Origin of the sequence: Sphingomonas sp. DC5200-1 (assembly GCF_049897245.1) — a bacterium.
GTDB classification, from domain to species: domain Bacteria; phylum Pseudomonadota; class Alphaproteobacteria; order Sphingomonadales; family Sphingomonadaceae; genus Sphingomonas; species Sphingomonas aquatilis.
Genome location: NZ_JAFCVW010000005.1, coordinates 282,379 through 299,186, shown reverse-complemented (window position 1 = coordinate 299,186; position 16,808 = coordinate 282,379). Strand labels below are relative to the sequence as shown.

Below are 16,808 nucleotides of genomic sequence, written 5' to 3'. Positions count from 1 at the left end.
ACGCGGCACCCCATTTGACAGGATGCCTAACCCATGACGCTCAAGCCGATCGCCGCCACGCTCCTTCTCCTCGGCACCGCCGCAGGCCTGTCGGCCTGCTCGACGCTCAAGGGCGCAGGTATCGGCGCGGCGGGTGGCGCGGGTGTCGCTGCGGCAACGGGCGGCAGCGTCGAAAAGGGGGCCGCGGTCGGTGGTACGGCCGGCGCAGTGGTCGGCACCGTCGCCAACTAACCTTATGGAGCGGGGGTCGAGCCTCAACCCGGCTCCCGCTCCTCCAACGCCACAGCCCGCCGCAGGTCCTTAGGCCGCCCCATACGGCGCAGCAGCGCGACCAGCTCCGAACGTGCCGGCACGAAGAGCGTCGCATCGCGCACAGCGATCGCCTCCCGCGGCTCAGGCTGCACCGGCCACCATCCCTGCGGATCGGCGATAGCGAAGCCTGCCATGATCTCCACCGGCACGTCCGCGCCCTGCCACACGGCAAAGATATCCGATCGGAAGAGCGGGTCCGGCGGCATCGCCAGCGGCGCTACCCCGGCCGCTGCCAGCACTGCGGCAACATCCGCGCGATCGATCAGGACATCGATGTCATGAACGTCGCCGGCCTCCGCTCCATGCAACACGACCGCCCCGCTGCCGATGATCCACCAGGGATGGCGCGCCGGCCGCATCAGTTGCGCCACATCAGCCAGCGCCGCGGCCACCCTTGGCGTCATGTGGGCGTGCCGTCGTCCGTCTCGAACAGCGTCAACGCACGCTCGCCGATGCCGAACTCCGGCCAGCACGCACGCCACGCCGCCAGATGCGCCGTCGCGAAATGGCGCTCCAGCGCAGCGCGATCCCGCCAGCGCTCCGCGACATGGATCAGCCCCGGCTCGAGCACGTCCTCAGCGTAGCTATAGCCAAGGCATCCATCCTCGGCCCGGCTCGCCTCCACCATCGCGCGCATCGCCGGACGCGCCGCCACCAGCCGGTCGGCGGGCAGGCGGATCGTCCCGGCGATCAGCAGCACGATCAGTCGCCGGTCAGGATGCGGTCGACCAATTGCTTCACGGACGGCACGAAGCCGTTCGAATAGAAGGGATCGCGCTTGAAGTTGTAGGCGGCGTGACCGGCGAACATCAGGTTCTGGTCGACGTCGCCACCGTGCGCGATGTCCTGCAGAGTCTTCTGGATGCAGAAGCTGCGCGGGTCGGCGAGGCGACCGGTCGAGTTGGTTTCGGTATCCGCCCAGCTCGAAAAGGCGCATTGCGACAGGCAGCCCATGCAGTCCGCCTGATCCTTGCGGATGATGCCCTTTTCGGTCGGCGTCACGAAAACGAGCGTGTTGTCCGGCGTCTTCAGCGCATCGGTATAGCCTTCGCCGAACCACTGGCGTGCGCGCAGCAGATCGTTGCGCGTCACCCAGAAGTTCTTGCCCTTCACGCCCACGTCGAGCTGGAAGACGTGGTCGCCCGCTTCCTGGGTCGAGAAGGCGATCTGGCGTTCGGACCGCGCCTCCAGGTTGCGCAGGAACGGGTTGCGAACCGCGGACGAATAGAAGCCCGTCGGCGAGAAGCGATGCAGCAGGACATCGCCTTCCTCGATCTGCGTCAGGCGGCCCTTCCACTCTTCGGGGATCGGGCTTTCCTGCGTCAGCAGCGGGCGAGTGCCATACTGGAAGGCGATGGTGCCGAGCTCAGGATTGTCGATCCAGTCGTTCCAGTCGCGCAAATACCAGACGCCCCCGGCCATCACGATCGGCGTGCTGTCGGGGATGCCGCCTTCGCGCATCACGCTGCGCAGCTCGGCGACGCGCGGGTACGGGTCCTGCGGCTTCAGCGGGTCTTCGGCGTTGGACAGGCCGTTGTGGCCGCCGGCCAGCCACGGGTCCTCATACACCACCGCCGCCAGCCAGTTCGCCGCCTTCGAATAGGCACGCTTCCACAGCGCGCGGAAGGCGCGGCCCGACGAGACGATCGGCAGGTACGACACTTCGTACGACGCCGCGATCTCGCTGAGCTTATAGGGCATGCCCGCGCCGCAGGTGACGCCCGCCACCATGCCGCGGGTCCGCTCCAGCACGCCGTGCAGCACGCGCTGCGCGCCGCCCATTTCCCACAAGACGTTGATGTTGATCGCGCCCTTGCCGCCCGCGATCTCGAACGCGCGCTTCACCTGCTGGACGGCGCCTTCGATGGCATATTCGATCAGCTCTTCATGCCGGGCGCGCCGCGTCAGTGCGCGATAGACCTGCGGGATGATCTTGCCTTCGGGATCGTAGCTGTCGGCGTTGACCGCCGAGACGGTGCCGATCCCGCCCGCTGCCGCCCAGGCGCCCGCGGAGGCATGGTTGGTCGCGGCGACACCCTTGCCGCCCTCGACCAGCGGCCAGACCTCACGGCCATTGTACACGATCGGCTTCAGGCCCTTGAACACGGAAAATCCAACCTCGCTGGGAACAAATCCGGTCGGCTATACAAGATGAACGCGGCGAAGCGAAGGAAATGCAACGTGTACTAGCCGCATGCACCACCGGACCTGCGGCAGGCTTAGGCGGCGGTTAACCCGATTGCGGCAGAGAGGCGCGACACGACACGTCTTCTTATGCCGAGGGATCATCGACCCATGGGGGTTCTCGACACTCTGATCGCGCCCAAGCGCACGCCCCGTTCCCGCAAGCCTGCCCCCATGCCGCTGCCCAGCGGTCCGCTCGACGCGCTGCTGTCCGGCCAGTTCGCCGCTTTGGGCTATGCGGCGGGCGCGGTGCCGCATGGCGGCGCCACCGGATCGGCGTGGTCACGCGGCTATGTGCTGGGTGCCGCCTGCGCCTCGCTTCAGCACCGCCCGGCGGCTCCGGTCACCGATCGCGAATGCTTCGCCACCGCGCTCGCCGCCTTTGCCAGCGCCTATGGCAAGGATCAGGCGCGCGACATTCTCGCCGGCACGGTCGAGGCGGCCGAAGCCCAGGAACCGGAGGTCGAGGACGGCCTGCTTCAAGGCGCGAGCGATCTCGCCCTGCTCGCCCATGGCGAGGCCGATCCGGCAACGCTCGCCTTCGTGACACGCAACGCGGTGGACCTGACGGAAATTTGATCGCCGAAGACGGATTACTCTTCGGCGTAGCGGATCATTCCTCCCCCGCCAGGGGGAGGTGGCATGCCGTAAGGCATGACGGAGGGGGAGGTCAGGGCAGCGCTTCGTTATTAGGGACGTTGCTGTCCGCCCCCTCCGTCACCGCCTTCGGCGCCGCCACCTCCCCCTGGCGGGGGAGGAATGGGAACGCGACTTCGCATTTTTATCCGAACTACCCCAGCGCGCCCGGACGCCCCAACGCGTCCGCATACAGCGTCCGGTAAAGCGCGATCATCGTATCCGCATCGTAATCGGCGCGCGCCTTGGCCTGATTGGCCGCGCCGACCCGCCGGCGCAATGCGGCATCCGACACGAGGGCCTGCAACGCATCGCGCAGCAGTACCTCGTCGCCACCGGTGACGAAGGGCGCATTCTCCGCCGCAACCATGCGCGGCACATCGCCCACCGGCGTGCTGACGATCGGCAGCCCGGCTGCCATCCCCTCGACGACGCTGATCGGCAGCTGCTCGCTTTTCGACGACAGCGCCATGATGTCGAACTGCCCGACGAAGCGATACGGCCGGTCGAGGAAGCCGGGCAGCACCAGCCGCTCGGCGATGCCCATCGCCTTGGCCGCGGCGAGGATTGCGTCTCGCTCGGGCCCTTCGCCGACGATCACCAGCTTGAAGCGCCCACTCAGGCCGCCGCAGGCGCGCACCAGCAGCGGCAGGTTCTTCACCTCGCGCAGCCCCGCTAGGCTGCCGATCACCACGTCGCGGGGATCGCGCAGGAAGCCGGGGATCGCGCGCAATTCGGGCTTTTGCGTGTAGCGCGCCGTATCGATGCCGTTGGCGATGCGGTGCACGCGGCCGGCCGGCTGCTTCCACGTCGTGCGCGCAATACCTTCCAGCACCTCCGACGGGACGACCAAGGCATGCGCCGCACCCAGCGCCATGCGGCGATAGACGTTGCGTTCGATCTTCAGCCCGCCCGCCTCGTCGGCGTTGAACCCGTCTTCGTGGTGGACCAGCGGCGGTGTGCCCTTTGGGAAGACGCGGCGCGCCATCACCCCGTCGATCGCGCCCCAATTATAGGTCAGCACCAGATCGAAGCGCCGCATGTAGCGCGCCAGCGCCTCATAGCGCGCAACCGATGGCCGCCCGGTCAGCGACGGCGGGTCCTGCGCGATTTCGTAGCGGATGCCCTTGGCGATCTGGGCGCGCGCGCCGAGCTGGTCGGGCATGCCACTGACGATCGTGTGCCGCGCCGCGTCTCCGAAGGCGTTCATCAGGCGCACGGCGCGCGCTTCCTTGCCGCCCAGGCTGAAGCTGGAATGCAGGTGGAGGATATGGACCGGCTGGTGCATCGCGCCGGGCTGTACCCCGTTCGCATCGCCGACGAAACCGCTTTGCCCCGGCGAATCGCGATCAGCGCAGCGGCAGCATCCGCCGTTCGACGATCGACCGCCACGCCCATTCCACCGGCGCGATGCGGAAGTGGCGGACATAGACGTTCGCGCCCCACAGCAGCAGCGCGTTCACGGCCAGCGCCACCGCCATCATCGCCGTCCAGTCGAGCCGACCGTACAGCCCCAGCCCGATCGGCGAGAAGATCAACCACGACACGATCAGCGTCTGCGCGACATAGAGCGTCAGCGCGGTCCGGCCGGCCGCGACGAACGGCTGCAACAGGCGCCGCCCCCGCGCCCCCTGCACCGCCAGCATCACCGCGGCGAGATGCCCCATCGTCATCGCCAGCCGGGCAAAATCCTCCCACAGCCAGGCGACGTCGAACCCGCCCTCCAGCCGGGTCGCTTCCCACCCGCCGTACAGGCGCAGCGGCACACCGATGCCGTATCCCACCGCGAGCAGCCACCCATAGCGCCGCCGCGACCAGGCCCCCTGCAACACGCCCCAGCGGAACAGCGCCGCGCCGATCAGCATCGTCGCCGCGGCTTCCCAGACGATCACCACTTCCTCGTTGCGCAGCCGATCCATCGACACCGCGCGCTGCCCGGCGGTCCATTGCGCCATCGTGCCGTGGCCGAACGCGTCTTCGCGCGCGACCGCCGCGTCGTCCGCCTTCGCGGTACGGGTCGCACTCGCAAACGCGGCGGTGGGATCGGCGAGCCGGTGCGAGACGGTGCTCAGCCCCAACGCCATCGTGAACGTGGCATAGGACAGGCCCAGCACCAGCAGCGCCCGCGGCGGCAGCCCGCGGAACAGGCACGCGATCATCGCCGCCACCGCGTAACTGTGCAGGATGTCGCCCGGCCACAGCAGCAGCAGCATGTGCGCCATGCCGAACGCCCATAGCACCAGATTGCGCCAGCCATAGCGCAGCGGAACGCTGAGCGGATCGCTCGACCGCGCGTCGATGCGGTCGGTCAGGATCAGCATGCCCGCGCCGAACAGCATCTGCAGCATCGCGCGTGGCGTGCCCTCGATCAGGATCGTGCGCAGCCACCAGACAATTTGGTCGCTCGCGCTCCAGCCGAGATGGTGCAGGTCCGACCAATTGGCGGTCATCGACGCGCCCATCTCGCTGATGTTCATGAACAGGATGGCGAGGATCGCGATCCCACGCAGGATATCCAGCGTCGCGATCCGCGGCGCGCCGTCTGGTTCATTGGCCGGTCGATTAGCCGGCGGAACCGCCGCCGGCATTCCCGCTTCGCTCACGCGCGAGCCTGATCCAGCAGCCGGTCAATGGCATCGCGCAGCGGTTCTTCGGCGAGAGTCGGGGCGTGGCCGACACCGGGCAGCGTCACCAGTTCCGCCTGGTCCAGCGCCGCCAGCATTCGCTCGGCAACCGGCTGCGACAGCACGTCGGATCGGCCGCCGCGAACGATCAGCGTCGGCGTGTCCCGCAGCGCCGACAGCGCCGCCCACATATCCGCCCCCGCCTCGTTACCCGGCGTACGGAAGGGTTCGGCGATCTTCAGATCGTAATCCAGCACGATGCGGCCGCTGCTGGTCAGGCGGTACAGCCGCTTGGCCATCGCCAGCCAATCCTCGATTTCCCAATCGGGATAGACGTCGCCATTGCCCTCTGCAAGCGTGCGCGCCGCGTGCATCCACGTCGGGCAGCTGCTGCCCTTGCCCACATAGCCGCGAATCCGGCTCAACCCCGCCGCCTCGATCTCAGGCCCGACGTCGTTGAGCAGCGCCGCGGCGATCGGCGCACCCGCCTGCGCGAGCAGCATCGTCACGATCCCGCCCAGCGACGTACCGATGGCGACGAACCGCCCGATCCCGCGCTCGGCCAGCAGCGCCTGGACGTCCGCGACATAGGTCGCCGGCACATAGGTCATCGGATCCTTGGCGTATTCGCTGCGCCCGCGTCCCCGAAACTCCACCGAGATCACCTGCCGCCGTCCGGCAAGCCTTGCGGCGAGCGCGTCGTAATCGCGCGCGTTGCGGGTCAGGCCGGGGAAGCACAGGACGGGCAGCAGGCTCTCATCGCCCGGATACATGCGATAGTGCAGCTTCAGCCCGTCGGCCGACATCCAGTAACCGTCTTCGTACGCAGCCATGCGGAAATCCTCGGGGTTGCGGCCGGGGGCCAGCGCCCTCCATATCCACACATGCCCACCACCCCGCAAGCATACCGCCCCGCCACCGCCTTGCTCGATCTCGGCGACACGATAGCGACCCCGGTGGAGGCCGCCGATTTCCCCGAGACGCGGCTCCGCTTCCGCAACGATCGCGCCGCTGCGGAGGTGGGGCTGGCGACGCTGGACGATCGCGAATGGATACAAGCCTTTGGCCGCTTCCAGCCGCTGCCCGGCACGCTGCCGCAACCGCTCGCGCTGCGCTATCACGGCCATCAGTTCCGCCAGTATAACCCCGACATCGGCGACGGCCGCGGTTTCACCTTTGCGCAGATGTACGACGAGGCCGGCCGGCTGATGGACCTCGGCACCAAGGGGTCCGGCCAGACACCCTATAGCCGCTTCGGCGACGGCCGGCTGACGCTGAAGGGTGGCGTGCGCGAGATTCTGGCGACCGAGATGCTGGAGGCGCTCAACGTCCCCACCAGCCGCACGCTGTCCCTGATCGAGACGGGCGAAGAGCTTGTTCGCGGCGACGAACCCTCCCCCACGCGGTCAGCGGTGCTGGTCCGCCTCAGCCACAGCCATATCCGCATTCGGCACCTTCCAGCGCCTCGCCTACGAACGCGACGAAGCGGGCATGCGCGCGCTCGTCCGCTACGTCCTCCACCATCTGCACGCTGAGGAGTCCGACGATCCGATCCGGCTCCTCACCCATGTCGTCGAGCGCACCGCGCGTCTCGCCGCACGCTATATGGCGGCAGGCTTCGTCCATGGCGTGCTCAACAGCGACAATATCAACGTCACCGGAGAAAGCTTCGATTATGGCCCGTGGCGGTTCGCCCCGACGTGGGACCCCGCCTTCACCGCCGCCTATTTCGATCACGCCGGTCTCTACGCCTTCGGCCGCCAGCCCGAGGCGATCCATTGGGACGTGATGCAGCTCGCGGCCTCACTGCGCCTGATCGCTGAGAGCGACCCGCTGATCGCCGCGCTCGAGACGTTCCCGGCGCTCTATCAGCGCGAGATCGCCGACGCGCTGCTATGGCGGATCGGCGTCACCCCGCGCGGCGACGACGAAGACCGCGCGCTCGTGCGCACCCTCGAACGCACGATGCGCGCGACCGAGGTGGCCATCGATCGCCTGTTCTTCGACGTGTTCGGCGGCGCTCTGCCGGACAGCTACGGCAGCGCGTGGGATGATCTGCGCGCCGCCCTCGCCCCCTACGCTCCGCGCAAGTCGCGTGACCACGCCTATTGGCAGGGCGGCCCGTGCAGCATGCTGATCGACGAGGTCGAGGCGCTCTGGACGCCCATCGCAGACGCCGACGACTGGTCCCGCCTGCACGCCAAGGTCGCCGCGATCCGCGCCATGGGCGATGCGCTCGCCTGAGCGCCACCTTGCCGCCCCGCCGCCATTCGCCTAACCCCGCCCGCAGGAGGGCCGAAGCGCACACGCATGGTTGACGAGATCATCTCCCACGAACCCGCGACCGGGGCAGAGCTCTGGCGCGGCCCGATCGGCAATGCCGATGCCGAGGTGGAGGCCGCGCGCGGCGGCTGGGCCGCCTGGGCTGCGCTGCCGCTGACCGTGCGGATCGAAACGATGCGCCGCTTCGGCAACGTCGTGCGGCAACGCCACGAACAGTTCGCCGACCTGCTCGCCCGCGAAACCGGCAAGCCGCTGTGGGAAGCGCGGACCGAGATCGACACGGTCATCGCCAAGGTCGACATTTCCGTCACCGCTTATGCCGAACGCACCGCGCAGCGCCGGCTCGACGCGCCGATGGGCAGCCGCATGGCGCTGCGCCACAAGCCGCACGGCGTGCTCGCGGTGCTCGGACCCTATAACTTCCCGGCGCACCTGCCCAACGGCCACATCGTCCCCGCGTTGCTCGCCGGCAATGCGGTGGTGTTCAAGCCCTCCGAAAAGACGCCTGCGACCGGCGCATTCCTCATCGACTGCTACCGCGCCGCGGGCGTGCCCGAGGCGTGCGTCCGGCTGCTGCTCGGCGGCCCGGCGGAGGGCAAGGCGCTCGCCGAGCATCCCGATATCGACGGCCTTTTGTTCACCGGATCGGCGCGCACGGGCCTTGCGCTCAACCGCGCCTTTGCGAGCAAGCCCGAAAAGATTCTGGCGCTCGAGATGGGTGGCAATAACCCGATCATTGTCTGGGACACGCCCGACCTGCATTCGGCCGCCGTGCTGGTGATCCAGTCCGCCTTCACCTCCGCCGGCCAGCGCTGCACCGCCGCGCGCCGCCTGATTGTCGAAGACCGGCTGTACGATCCGCTGATCGAGCAGGTAAATGCGCTGGCCGGGCGGCTGATCGTCGGCGCGCCGCATGACGATCCGCAGCCCTTCATGGGGCCGGTGATCGACAACCATACCGCCGACATGCTGACCGAAAGCTTTCTCGCGCTGTCGATGCGCGGCGGCCGGCCGATCCGGCACATGGAACGGCCGGTGGACGACAAGCCGTTCCTCAGCCCCGCGATCATCGACATGACCCACGCCACCGAGCGGCCCGATATCGAGCTGTTCGGCCCCATCCTGCAGGTCTACCGCGCCGGCGATTTCGATGAGGCGATCGGCATCGCGAACGACACGCGCTATGGCCTGTCGGCGAGCCTCGTCAGCCACACGCCGTCGCTCTACGATCGCTTCTGGGCGGGTATTCGCGCTGGCATCGTCAACTGGAACCGCCCGACCAACGGCGCGTCGTCAGCGGCCCCGTTCGGTGGCATCGGCTGGAGCGGCAACCATCGCCCCAGCGCCTATTACGCCGCCGATTACTGCGCCTATCCGGTCGTCAGCAACGAAGCCGAAAGCGCGCGGGCGAATATCGGGATCGGCCTCAGGGACGCGTAAATCGCGACCCTCCTTCCGTCATTGCGAGCGTAGCGAAGCAATCCAGAGCCGGATCATGACGCCCTGGATTGCTTCGCTACGCTCGCAATGACGGGTCAAGATAGAAGCGCAGGTCTACAAACCCGCCACCGCCGCCGCGCGCGCGTCCGGCAGCACCGCCACCGGCAGCGTCCGGAACCCCGGCCGCGCCAGCAGATAGCCCTGGATGTAGCGCACGCCGAGGCTGCGCAGCGTCTCATATTCGGCGACCGTCTCGATCCCCTCGGCGATCAGCGTGATGTCGAGCGACGCGGCGATCCGCACCACCCCCTCGACGATCATCCGCCGCGGCAGGCTGGCGTCGATGTCGCGGATCAGCTCCATGTCGAGCTTGATATAGTCGGTCTGGAATTTGGCGAGCAGGCCCAACCCGGCATGCCCCGCGCCGAAATCGTCGATCGCCGTGCCGAATCCCATCGCGCGGTACGATTCGACGATCGTCTGGACATGCGCAGTGTCCGCCATCTCCTCATTCTCGGTAAATTCGAAGATCAGCCGATCGGTCGGCAGCCCCGTCGCCCGCGCGGTTTTCAGCGTCAACTGGATGCAGGCGAGCGGCGAATAGACCGCATTGGGCAGGAAGTTGATCGACAGTTTGGCACCCGTGTCGAGGATACCAGCGGCCACCGCCCCCTCGATCGCCGCAACCCGACATTGCTGGTCGAAGGCGTAGCGATTGTCGGGCGTCACGCGCGCCAGCACCTCAGCCGCGCCCTCGCCGTTCCCCCCACGCACGAGCGCCTCATAGGCGAAGGGCAGGCCGGTGACCGTATCGACGATGGGCTGGAACGCCATCGCTATGTCGAAGACATGGGCTGCAGAGCGGCAGCCCTGACACCCGACGGGAGCGATGCTTGTCATACATAAGGGCTAGGTGACAAACACTAACGCGACATGAACCACGCACCCGAAATGACATTAATGTAAATCAGCCACAAGCTTCCCTACCGTCGCCACAAGCATCGCTGCGTTGCCGCACGAGGGCGCAGAGGCCATGTCGGCGATCATGGCTACGCTTCTCGATCCGGGCGCCCGTGGGCGCGTCATCCTCGTTGGCGCAGGGCCGGGCGATCCCGGACTGCTCACCGTGCGCGCGGTCGAGGCATTGCGGACGGCCGACATCCTCGTCCACGACGGGCTGATCGACCCGCGCGTGCTCGATCTCGCACCGCCGTCGGCACAGCGTATTTCCGTCGCCAAGCGCCGCGCCCGTCACACGCTGCCGCAGGAGGCGATCAATGCGCTGATCGTCGCTCATGTGAAGACCGGCGCGATCGTCGTGCGGCTGAAGGGCGGCGACCCCTTCATCTTCGGACGCGGCGGCGAGGAAGTCGAAGCGGTGCGCGCCGCCGGCCTGCCCGTCGAGGTCATTCCCGGCGTCTCGGCGGCGCTCGGCTGCGCGGCGGAGGCGATGCTGCCGCTCACCCACCGCGATCACAGCAGCGCGGTCAGCTTCGTCGCGGGCCAGTGCAAGGGGCTGGCGGATCAGGACTGGTCCGGCCTCGCCGGTCAGGGTCGGACGCTGGTGATCTACATGGGCGTCGCGACGGCGAACGACATCGCCGACAAATTGATGGCGGACGGCGTCGCGCCCGACATGCCCGTCGCGGTGCTCGAGCGCGGCACGCTCGTCGGCAGCCGCGCGATCCGCACCCTGCTCGCCGACCTCGGCCCGATGGTGGAGCGGGAGCGCGTGCAAAGCCCGGCGATTATCGTCGTCGGCGAGGTCGTCGAACTGTCCGACGCCGAGGACAAGCTCGCTCGCTGGGCGCGCGTTGCGGAGGATATGTCGGCATGAGGCTCCTGACCGGAAACGACCTCCCCACCGGCGACGTCGTGTGGTGGACCGGCACCGGCTGGTCGCGCCATGTTGAAGATGCCGTCGACGTCGGCCACGAGGGCGAAGGTATCCTGCGAGCCGAGGAGGGCGCGCGCCGCGTCAACGTCCCCTATCTGATCGACGCGATCGCCACGCCCGAAGGCCCCCGCCCCGCGCATATCAAGGATCGCATCCGCGCGCTCGGCCCGACCGTGCGGCCCGACCTGACGCTCAAGCCGGCGGACCCAGAGGCCGGGAGCTGGGTGATATGATGCCCGGCCCCACCCTACCCTTCGTCATTCCAACCTTCCCCCTCGTCATCCCGGCGAACGCCGGGATCCGTGGACACGACGTCGCTGAGGCCATCACGCAACCGCTGACCGCGCCGCAACCATGGATCCCGGCCTTCGCCGGGATAACGAGGGTTGGTGGCGCGACGCCCCGTCCCGCCCCCCTCTTCTTCTCCGCGTCTCCGCGTCTCCGCGTGAACCAAACCCGCGTCGCGTCTTCGCGTCTTCGCGCGAACCAAAACTCCGAAGGCCGGAAAGCCCGCCATGTATAAATACGACCAATACGACCAAGCGATCGTCGATGCCCGCGTCGACGAATTCCGCGATCAGGTCGAGCGCCGCCTGTCGGGCCAGCTGACCGAGGACCAGTTCAAGCCGCTGCGGCTGATGAACGGCCTGTATCTCCAGCTGCACGCCTACATGCTGCGCGTCGCCATTCCCTATGGCACGCTCGACGCGCGCCAGATGCGCATGCTGGGGTCGATCGCCCGCGATTACGACCGCGGCTACGGCCATTTCACCACGCGCCAGAACCTCCAGTTCAACTGGATCAAGCTCGCCGACACGCCGGACATTCTCGCGAAGCTCGCGACGGTGCAGATGCACGCCATCCAGACCAGCGGCAATTGCATCCGCAACATCAGCGCCGACCAATATGCCGGCGCCGCGGCGGACGAAGTGACTGACCCGCGCCCCTGGGCCGAGCTGATCCGCCAGTGGAGCACCTTCCACCCCGAATTCAGCTACCTGCCGCGCAAGTTCAAGATCGCGGTCATCGCCGCGGCCGAGGATCGCGCGGCGATGCGCCTGCACGACATCGGCATCCAGCTGCTCGAACAAAACGGGGAATTGGGCGCCGCGATCTACGTCGGCGGCGGCATGGGCCGTACGCCGATGGTCAGCCACCTGATCCGCGACTTCGTCACCGCCGACGATCTGATGAGCTATCTGGAGGCGTGCCTGCGGGTCTACAATCGCTACGGCCGCCGCGACAATATCTACAAGGCGCGGATCAAGATCCTGCTCCACGAGATCGGCGCCGACGCCTACCGCGCGCAGGTCGAGGAGGAATTTGCCCTCGTCAAACAGCTCGGCATCGATCCGCCGCGCGCCGAACTCGACCGCATCACCGCGATGTTCGCGCTCCCCGCGTTCGACACCGGCCCGGCCGCTGCGGTCGACCGCAGCGATCCCGATTTCGCCGTCTGGCTCGACCAGAACGTGGTTGCGCACAAGCAACCCGGCTACCACATCGTCAACGTCAGCTTGAAGCCCGCCGGCGGTATTCCCGGTGATGCGACGGCCGATCAGATCGACCTGCTGGCCGATCTGGCAGAACGCTTTTCTTTCAATGAGTTACGCGTCACACATGCGCAGAACATCGTGTTGCCGCATGTGCACGGGCGTGACCTTTGTGACCTTTGGGCCGCGCTGCGCGACGCCGGCCTCGCCGAGCCGAACCTCGACCTCATCACCGACATCATCGCCTGCCCCGGCCTCGATTATTGCAGCCTCGCCAATGCCCGCTCGATCCCGCTGGCCCAGAAGATCGCGAACCGCTTCGCCGACCGCGAACGCCAGCGCGACCTTGGCGAACTGAAGCTGAAGATCAGCGGCTGCATCAACGCCTGTGGCCACCATCATGCGGGCCACATCGGCATCCTCGGCGTCGACAAGAAGGGCACCGAAAACTACCAGCTCTCGCTCGGCGGCTCGGGGGCGGAGGACGTCAGCCTCGCCAAGATCACCGGCCCCGGCTTCTCGGAGGACGGCGTCGTCGACGCGATCGAACGCGTGACCGACCGCTATGTCGCGCTCCGCGACGAGGGCGAACGCTTCCTCGACACCTATCGCCGCGTCGGCTTCGAACCGTTCAAGGAGGCGATCTATGGCTGATGCCGACACGCTGCTGCGCTTCCGCGACGACGAGCCGCACGACGAACCCGCCGTCACGCTCGACGCCTTCCTGGGCCAGACTAACGCCTCTGCGGTCCGGCTGGAGGCAGGCGAGGACGCGCGCGCGCTGATCCCGCAGCTGGGGCAGCTCGCGCTCGTCGAGGTCAGCTTCCCCACCTTCCGCGACGGCCGCGGCTATAGCGCCGCACGCGTCTTGCGCGAGGCGGGCTATACCGGCGAGCTTCGCGCGGCGGGCGATGTGCTGGTCGATCAGCTGCCCCTGATGCGCCGCTGCGGGTTCGACAGCTTCGCGCCCGAAGCCCCGATCGATGGCGAGGCACTGACCCGTGCGCTCGACCGCTACGACTATCGCTATCAGACCGCGGCGGACGCCGTCGCCCCGGTGTGGAAGCTGCGCCATGGCTGAGGCAGCACGACAGCTCGACACGATAGATGTCGCGCCCGCCTTTACCGCCGCGGACGCCGCCGCGATGCAGATCCGCTTCGCCGGCATGCCCGCGCCCGAGATGCTGCGCGAACTGCTGACCGGCGAACTGGCGGGCCGTATCGCCTCCGTGTCGTCCTATGGCGCCGAATCGGCGGTTCTGCTCCACATGGTGGCGCAGATCGACAAGGACGTGCCGGTCATCTTCACCAACACGCAGAAGATGTTCGGCGAGACTCTCGCCTATCGCGACGAATTGTCTGAGCGACTGGGCCTCACCGACCTGCGCGTCTTCCGGCCCGATCCGCGGGTGCTCGCCTTACGCGACGCGACCGGCATGCGCTGGTCCTACGACCCGGACGGCTGCTGTGAGATCCGCAAGGTCGAACCGCTCCGCCGCGCGCTCGGCCCGTTCGACGCGTGGATTTCGGGCCGCAAGGGCTTCCAGGCCGGCACCCGTACCGCACTCCCCCGCTTCGAGGAGGACGACGGGCGCCTGAAGATCAATCCGCTCGCCGACTGGTCGAAGGATCAGCTCGATGCCTATTTCGCCGAGCACGACCTGCCGCGTCACCCGCTGGAGGCGCAGGGCTATCTGTCGATCGGCTGCGCGCCCTGCACCAGCAAGGTCCGCCCCGGCGAAGATCCGCGCGCCGGCCGCTGGCGCGGCTGGGACAAGGTGGAGTGCGGCATCCACGTCTCCACCCTGCCCGGCGAGGACCCGACGTTCTAAGCCGACGTCAGCTGCTGACCCGTAGCGACAATCGGACGTTGCGCGGCTGCCCCGGATAGATCCACACCCGGCTGTACGAACTCTGCGCGTAGCGGGGATCGAACAGATTGTCCGCCTCCGCCCGCAGCGTCAGCCGCGGCGATACGGCATATTCGATCGCTGCCTTGGCCTTCAGATAGGCGGGCAGCACCACATAGTCGCGCTCGATCGACCCGGCGCGGTCGCCCATGTAGCTGGCGCCGGCGCTCACCGAGAACCCACGTCCGTCAGCGTCGGTGAACCGCCCCAGCGCAAAGACCGTGCCGCTGTGATCGGGCACGTTCAGCGCGCGATCGGTCGGGAAGGCGCCGTCGTCTACCCGTGCGCGCGTCCAGGCGTAATTGCCGACGATCTGCCAATGTGGCGCGATCCGTACCGACGCGTCCCATTCGATCCCGCGGCTGCGCAGGCTGCCGACCGGCGCATTGAAAGCGGGGTCGACGGGGTCGTTGGCGAGGATGCCGCGCTTTCGGATATCGAACCACGTTGCGGCGACGTCGACACCCGCCCAGCGTCCGGCAACGCCGACCTCATATCCGACGCCGCTTTCGGGTGCAAAGCCGTTGCCGTCGCGACCCGTGCCCGAGTTGAGCACGAAGCTTTCGCCCCAGCTGGCATGGACCGCGATCGCATCGGTAGCCTGGTAGCGCGCGCCGAGCCGGTAATGCATCGGCGAGCCTACCGTACGCCCCACCTGCCCCGTGTTGTTGTTGCGGATGCGCTGGCGATAGGCATCGAACCTGGCCCCGCCCGACAGCGTCAGCCGGTCGGTCACATCCCACATGTCCTGCACATAGACCGTGCCCGACCAGCGCTTTTCGCGATTGTTCGTGAAGGGCAGCAGCGTCGGCGGTGTCTGGCCGTAGACGGGGGCGAAGACGTCGATCGCATAGGGATTGCCGCCGCGCGCCGGATCGCCCGGATTGCGCCGCATCCAGCGTTCGGCATAATCCAGCGTGTAGCCCTTCAGCCCGATGCTGGGCCGATGCGCACCGATATGTCCGGCGAGTTCGATCCGCGCGGACAGATCGTCCACCTTGAAATCGCGCGAACGCCGCTGCCGCCACAGCGTCCGGCCGCCGACCAGCCGCGACTGATCGGAGGAAAAGCCTTTCAGCGTTCCCGTCCGCCACGCGACGCCGCCGGTCACCGTCCAGTCGTTGCCGAGGTCGGCCAGCGCCGTCAGCTGGTGACGCTGGTTGCGGAAGCGGGTCTTGCCGTCGTTCGGCTCGCCATAATAGGCATCGCGCGGCACGGCGTTCGCGTTCCCGTCGAGCGCCGGAATGCCCCGATCGAACAGCGTGTCGAAGCGCGTGATCTCGCCGATATAGGTGACGCGCAGCCGATCGCTGGGCCGCCAGGTGAGCGACGGCATCACCACCTGCCGATCCAGCCCGACGAAGTTGCGCCAGCCGTCCGACGTTTCCGCCGCGACGACGATCCGCGCGGCAAGCGTCCGCGACACGGGCCCGGTCGCATCCAGCTCCACCCGGCGCGTTCCAAACGATCCCAGCGTGAACACCGCATAAGCAGCCGGGACGAAATCCGGCGTCTTGCTGACGATATTGACGCGGCCCGCCGGATCGATGTCGCCGAACAGCGCGCCCGCGGGCCCCTTCAGCAGCTCGATCCGTTCGGTGGTGGCAGGATCGCGGGGCGGCCCCATGCCGCGATTGGCGAGGAAACCATCGACATAATATTCCCCGCCGCCGTCCGGCGTGCCCAGGAAGCCGCGGATGGCGAAATTGTCCATGACGCCGCCACGATTGTTCTGGTTGCTGACGCCGCTGACGAGTTCGAGCGCGTCCGACAGGCGATAGGTCCCGGCTGCGGTCAGCAGGTCGCGCTCGATCGATCGGCTCGACTGCGAGAGCGTGCGGGTGGCGATATCCGATGACAGCGTCCCATCGCTGCGCGCGCGACGCGTGCCGAGCACGACGATATCGCCGCTGCCGACGGCGACGTCATCGGTATCCTGCGCAGCGGCGGGGGTGATCGGGAGGCAGGCAATCAGCGGCGACAGGCAGGCGGCAACGCGGGATCGAAGAAGCAAAACATATTCCAGTGA

16 protein-coding genes and 1 pseudogene are annotated in these 16,808 nt (G+C 67.8%); 9 read left to right on the top strand and 8 right to left on the bottom strand.

Annotated features, from left to right (window positions below):
- The first annotated feature begins 33 nt into the window (after window positions 1-33).
- Complete coding sequence (locus tag ACP7A3_RS13145) at window positions 34-231, top strand: hypothetical protein (RefSeq protein WP_017979258.1); 198 nt, start codon at window positions 34-36, stop codon at window positions 229-231.
- Window positions 232-254: 23 nt separating this feature from the next.
- Here the strand turns inward: ACP7A3_RS13145 and ACP7A3_RS13140 are convergent, their stop codons facing one another.
- Genes ACP7A3_RS13140 through ACP7A3_RS13130 form a run of 3 tightly spaced genes read right to left on the bottom strand, consistent with a single transcriptional unit; the run spans window position 255 to window position 2,418 of the window.
- A complete protein-coding gene (locus tag ACP7A3_RS13140; RefSeq protein ID WP_426255898.1) occupies window positions 255-704 on the bottom strand; it encodes a hypothetical protein in 450 nt (149 codons plus the stop codon).
- An 8-nt stretch (window positions 705-712) separates the two neighbouring features.
- Window positions 713-1,012 carry a putative quinol monooxygenase gene (locus ACP7A3_RS13135; RefSeq protein WP_426255897.1) on the bottom strand — a complete coding sequence of 100 codons (300 nt, stop codon included), beginning with the start codon at window positions 1,010-1,012 and terminating at the stop codon, window positions 713-715.
- A 2-nt stretch (window positions 1,013-1,014) separates the two neighbouring features.
- Window positions 1,015-2,418 (bottom strand): NAD(P)H-dependent flavin oxidoreductase, encoded by a 1,404-nt coding sequence (locus tag ACP7A3_RS13130; RefSeq protein ID WP_426255896.1) that lies wholly within the window; start codon window positions 2,416-2,418, stop codon window positions 1,015-1,017.
- A gap of 252 nt (window positions 2,419-2,670) precedes the next feature.
- Between ACP7A3_RS13130 and ACP7A3_RS13125 the strand changes: the two genes are divergently transcribed.
- Entirely contained in the window at window positions 2,671-3,075 is a 405-nt protein-coding gene (locus ACP7A3_RS13125; RefSeq protein WP_017979262.1) for a hypothetical protein, read from the top strand.
- A 211-nt stretch (window positions 3,076-3,286) separates the two neighbouring features.
- Here the strand turns inward: ACP7A3_RS13125 and ACP7A3_RS13120 are convergent, their stop codons facing one another.
- The 3 genes from ACP7A3_RS13120 to ACP7A3_RS13110 all read right to left on the bottom strand — a co-directional run bounded on the left by ACP7A3_RS13120 (window position 3,287) and on the right by ACP7A3_RS13110 (window position 6,589).
- The gene (locus tag ACP7A3_RS13120) at window positions 3,287-4,420 is read right to left on the bottom strand and encodes a glycosyltransferase (protein WP_426255895.1); all 1,134 of its coding nucleotides are present in this window, start codon (window positions 4,418-4,420) and stop codon (window positions 3,287-3,289) included.
- Between the two features lie 61 nt (window positions 4,421-4,481).
- Window positions 4,482-5,735: a DUF418 domain-containing protein gene (locus ACP7A3_RS13115; RefSeq protein ID WP_426255894.1), complete on the bottom strand. Its 1,254-nt coding sequence runs from the start codon at window positions 5,733-5,735 to the stop codon at window positions 4,482-4,484.
- Window positions 5,732-6,589 carry an alpha/beta fold hydrolase gene (locus tag ACP7A3_RS13110; RefSeq protein ID WP_426255893.1) on the bottom strand — a complete coding sequence of 286 codons (858 nt, stop codon included), beginning with the start codon at window positions 6,587-6,589 and terminating at the stop codon, window positions 5,732-5,734. The genes ACP7A3_RS13115 and ACP7A3_RS13110 overlap by 4 nt, the downstream gene beginning before the upstream one ends.
- 51 nt (window positions 6,590-6,640) lie before the next feature.
- Here ACP7A3_RS13110 and ACP7A3_RS13105 point away from each other — a divergent pair.
- Window positions 6,641-8,000: pseudogene (locus tag ACP7A3_RS13105) on the top strand (protein adenylyltransferase SelO family protein).
- Window positions 8,001-8,066: 66 nt separating this feature from the next.
- Complete coding sequence (gene astD / locus ACP7A3_RS13100; RefSeq protein WP_426255892.1) at window positions 8,067-9,479, top strand: succinylglutamate-semialdehyde dehydrogenase; 1,413 nt, start codon at window positions 8,067-8,069, stop codon at window positions 9,477-9,479.
- A 114-nt stretch (window positions 9,480-9,593) separates the two neighbouring features.
- Here the strand turns inward: astD and ACP7A3_RS13095 are convergent, their stop codons facing one another.
- On the bottom strand, window positions 9,594-10,313 hold the full coding sequence (locus ACP7A3_RS13095; protein WP_426255891.1) for an EAL domain-containing protein: 720 nt from the start codon (window positions 10,311-10,313) through the stop codon (window positions 9,594-9,596).
- A gap of 211 nt (window positions 10,314-10,524) precedes the next feature.
- On the opposite strand from ACP7A3_RS13095, the gene cobA reads away from it, so the two are divergent.
- From cobA to ACP7A3_RS13070, 5 genes are all read left to right on the top strand, one after another.
- Window positions 10,525-11,316 carry a uroporphyrinogen-III C-methyltransferase gene (gene cobA / locus ACP7A3_RS13090; RefSeq protein WP_024310288.1) on the top strand — a complete coding sequence of 264 codons (792 nt, stop codon included), beginning with the start codon at window positions 10,525-10,527 and terminating at the stop codon, window positions 11,314-11,316.
- A complete protein-coding gene (locus tag ACP7A3_RS13085; protein WP_017979270.1) occupies window positions 11,313-11,609 on the top strand; it encodes a DUF2849 domain-containing protein in 297 nt (98 codons plus the stop codon). The genes cobA and ACP7A3_RS13085 overlap by 4 nt, the downstream gene beginning before the upstream one ends.
- Window positions 11,610-11,891: 282 nt before the next feature.
- Complete coding sequence (locus ACP7A3_RS13080) at window positions 11,892-13,523, top strand: nitrite/sulfite reductase (RefSeq protein ID WP_426255890.1); 1,632 nt, start codon at window positions 11,892-11,894, stop codon at window positions 13,521-13,523.
- Window positions 13,516-13,950 (top strand): DUF934 domain-containing protein, encoded by a 435-nt coding sequence (locus ACP7A3_RS13075; RefSeq protein ID WP_426255889.1) that lies wholly within the window; start codon window positions 13,516-13,518, stop codon window positions 13,948-13,950. The genes ACP7A3_RS13080 and ACP7A3_RS13075 overlap by 8 nt, the downstream gene beginning before the upstream one ends.
- Window positions 13,943-14,701, top strand: a complete 759-nt coding sequence (locus tag ACP7A3_RS13070) for a phosphoadenylyl-sulfate reductase (protein WP_426255888.1) — start codon at window positions 13,943-13,945, stop codon at window positions 14,699-14,701. Before ACP7A3_RS13075 ends, ACP7A3_RS13070 begins: the two co-directional genes overlap by 8 nt.
- A gap of 7 nt (window positions 14,702-14,708) precedes the next feature.
- Here ACP7A3_RS13070 and ACP7A3_RS13065 read toward each other — a convergent pair whose 3' ends face one another.
- A complete protein-coding gene (locus tag ACP7A3_RS13065; protein ID WP_426255887.1) occupies window positions 14,709-16,793 on the bottom strand; it encodes a TonB-dependent siderophore receptor in 2,085 nt (694 codons plus the stop codon).
- Between the last annotated feature and the right edge of the window lie 15 nt (window positions 16,794-16,808).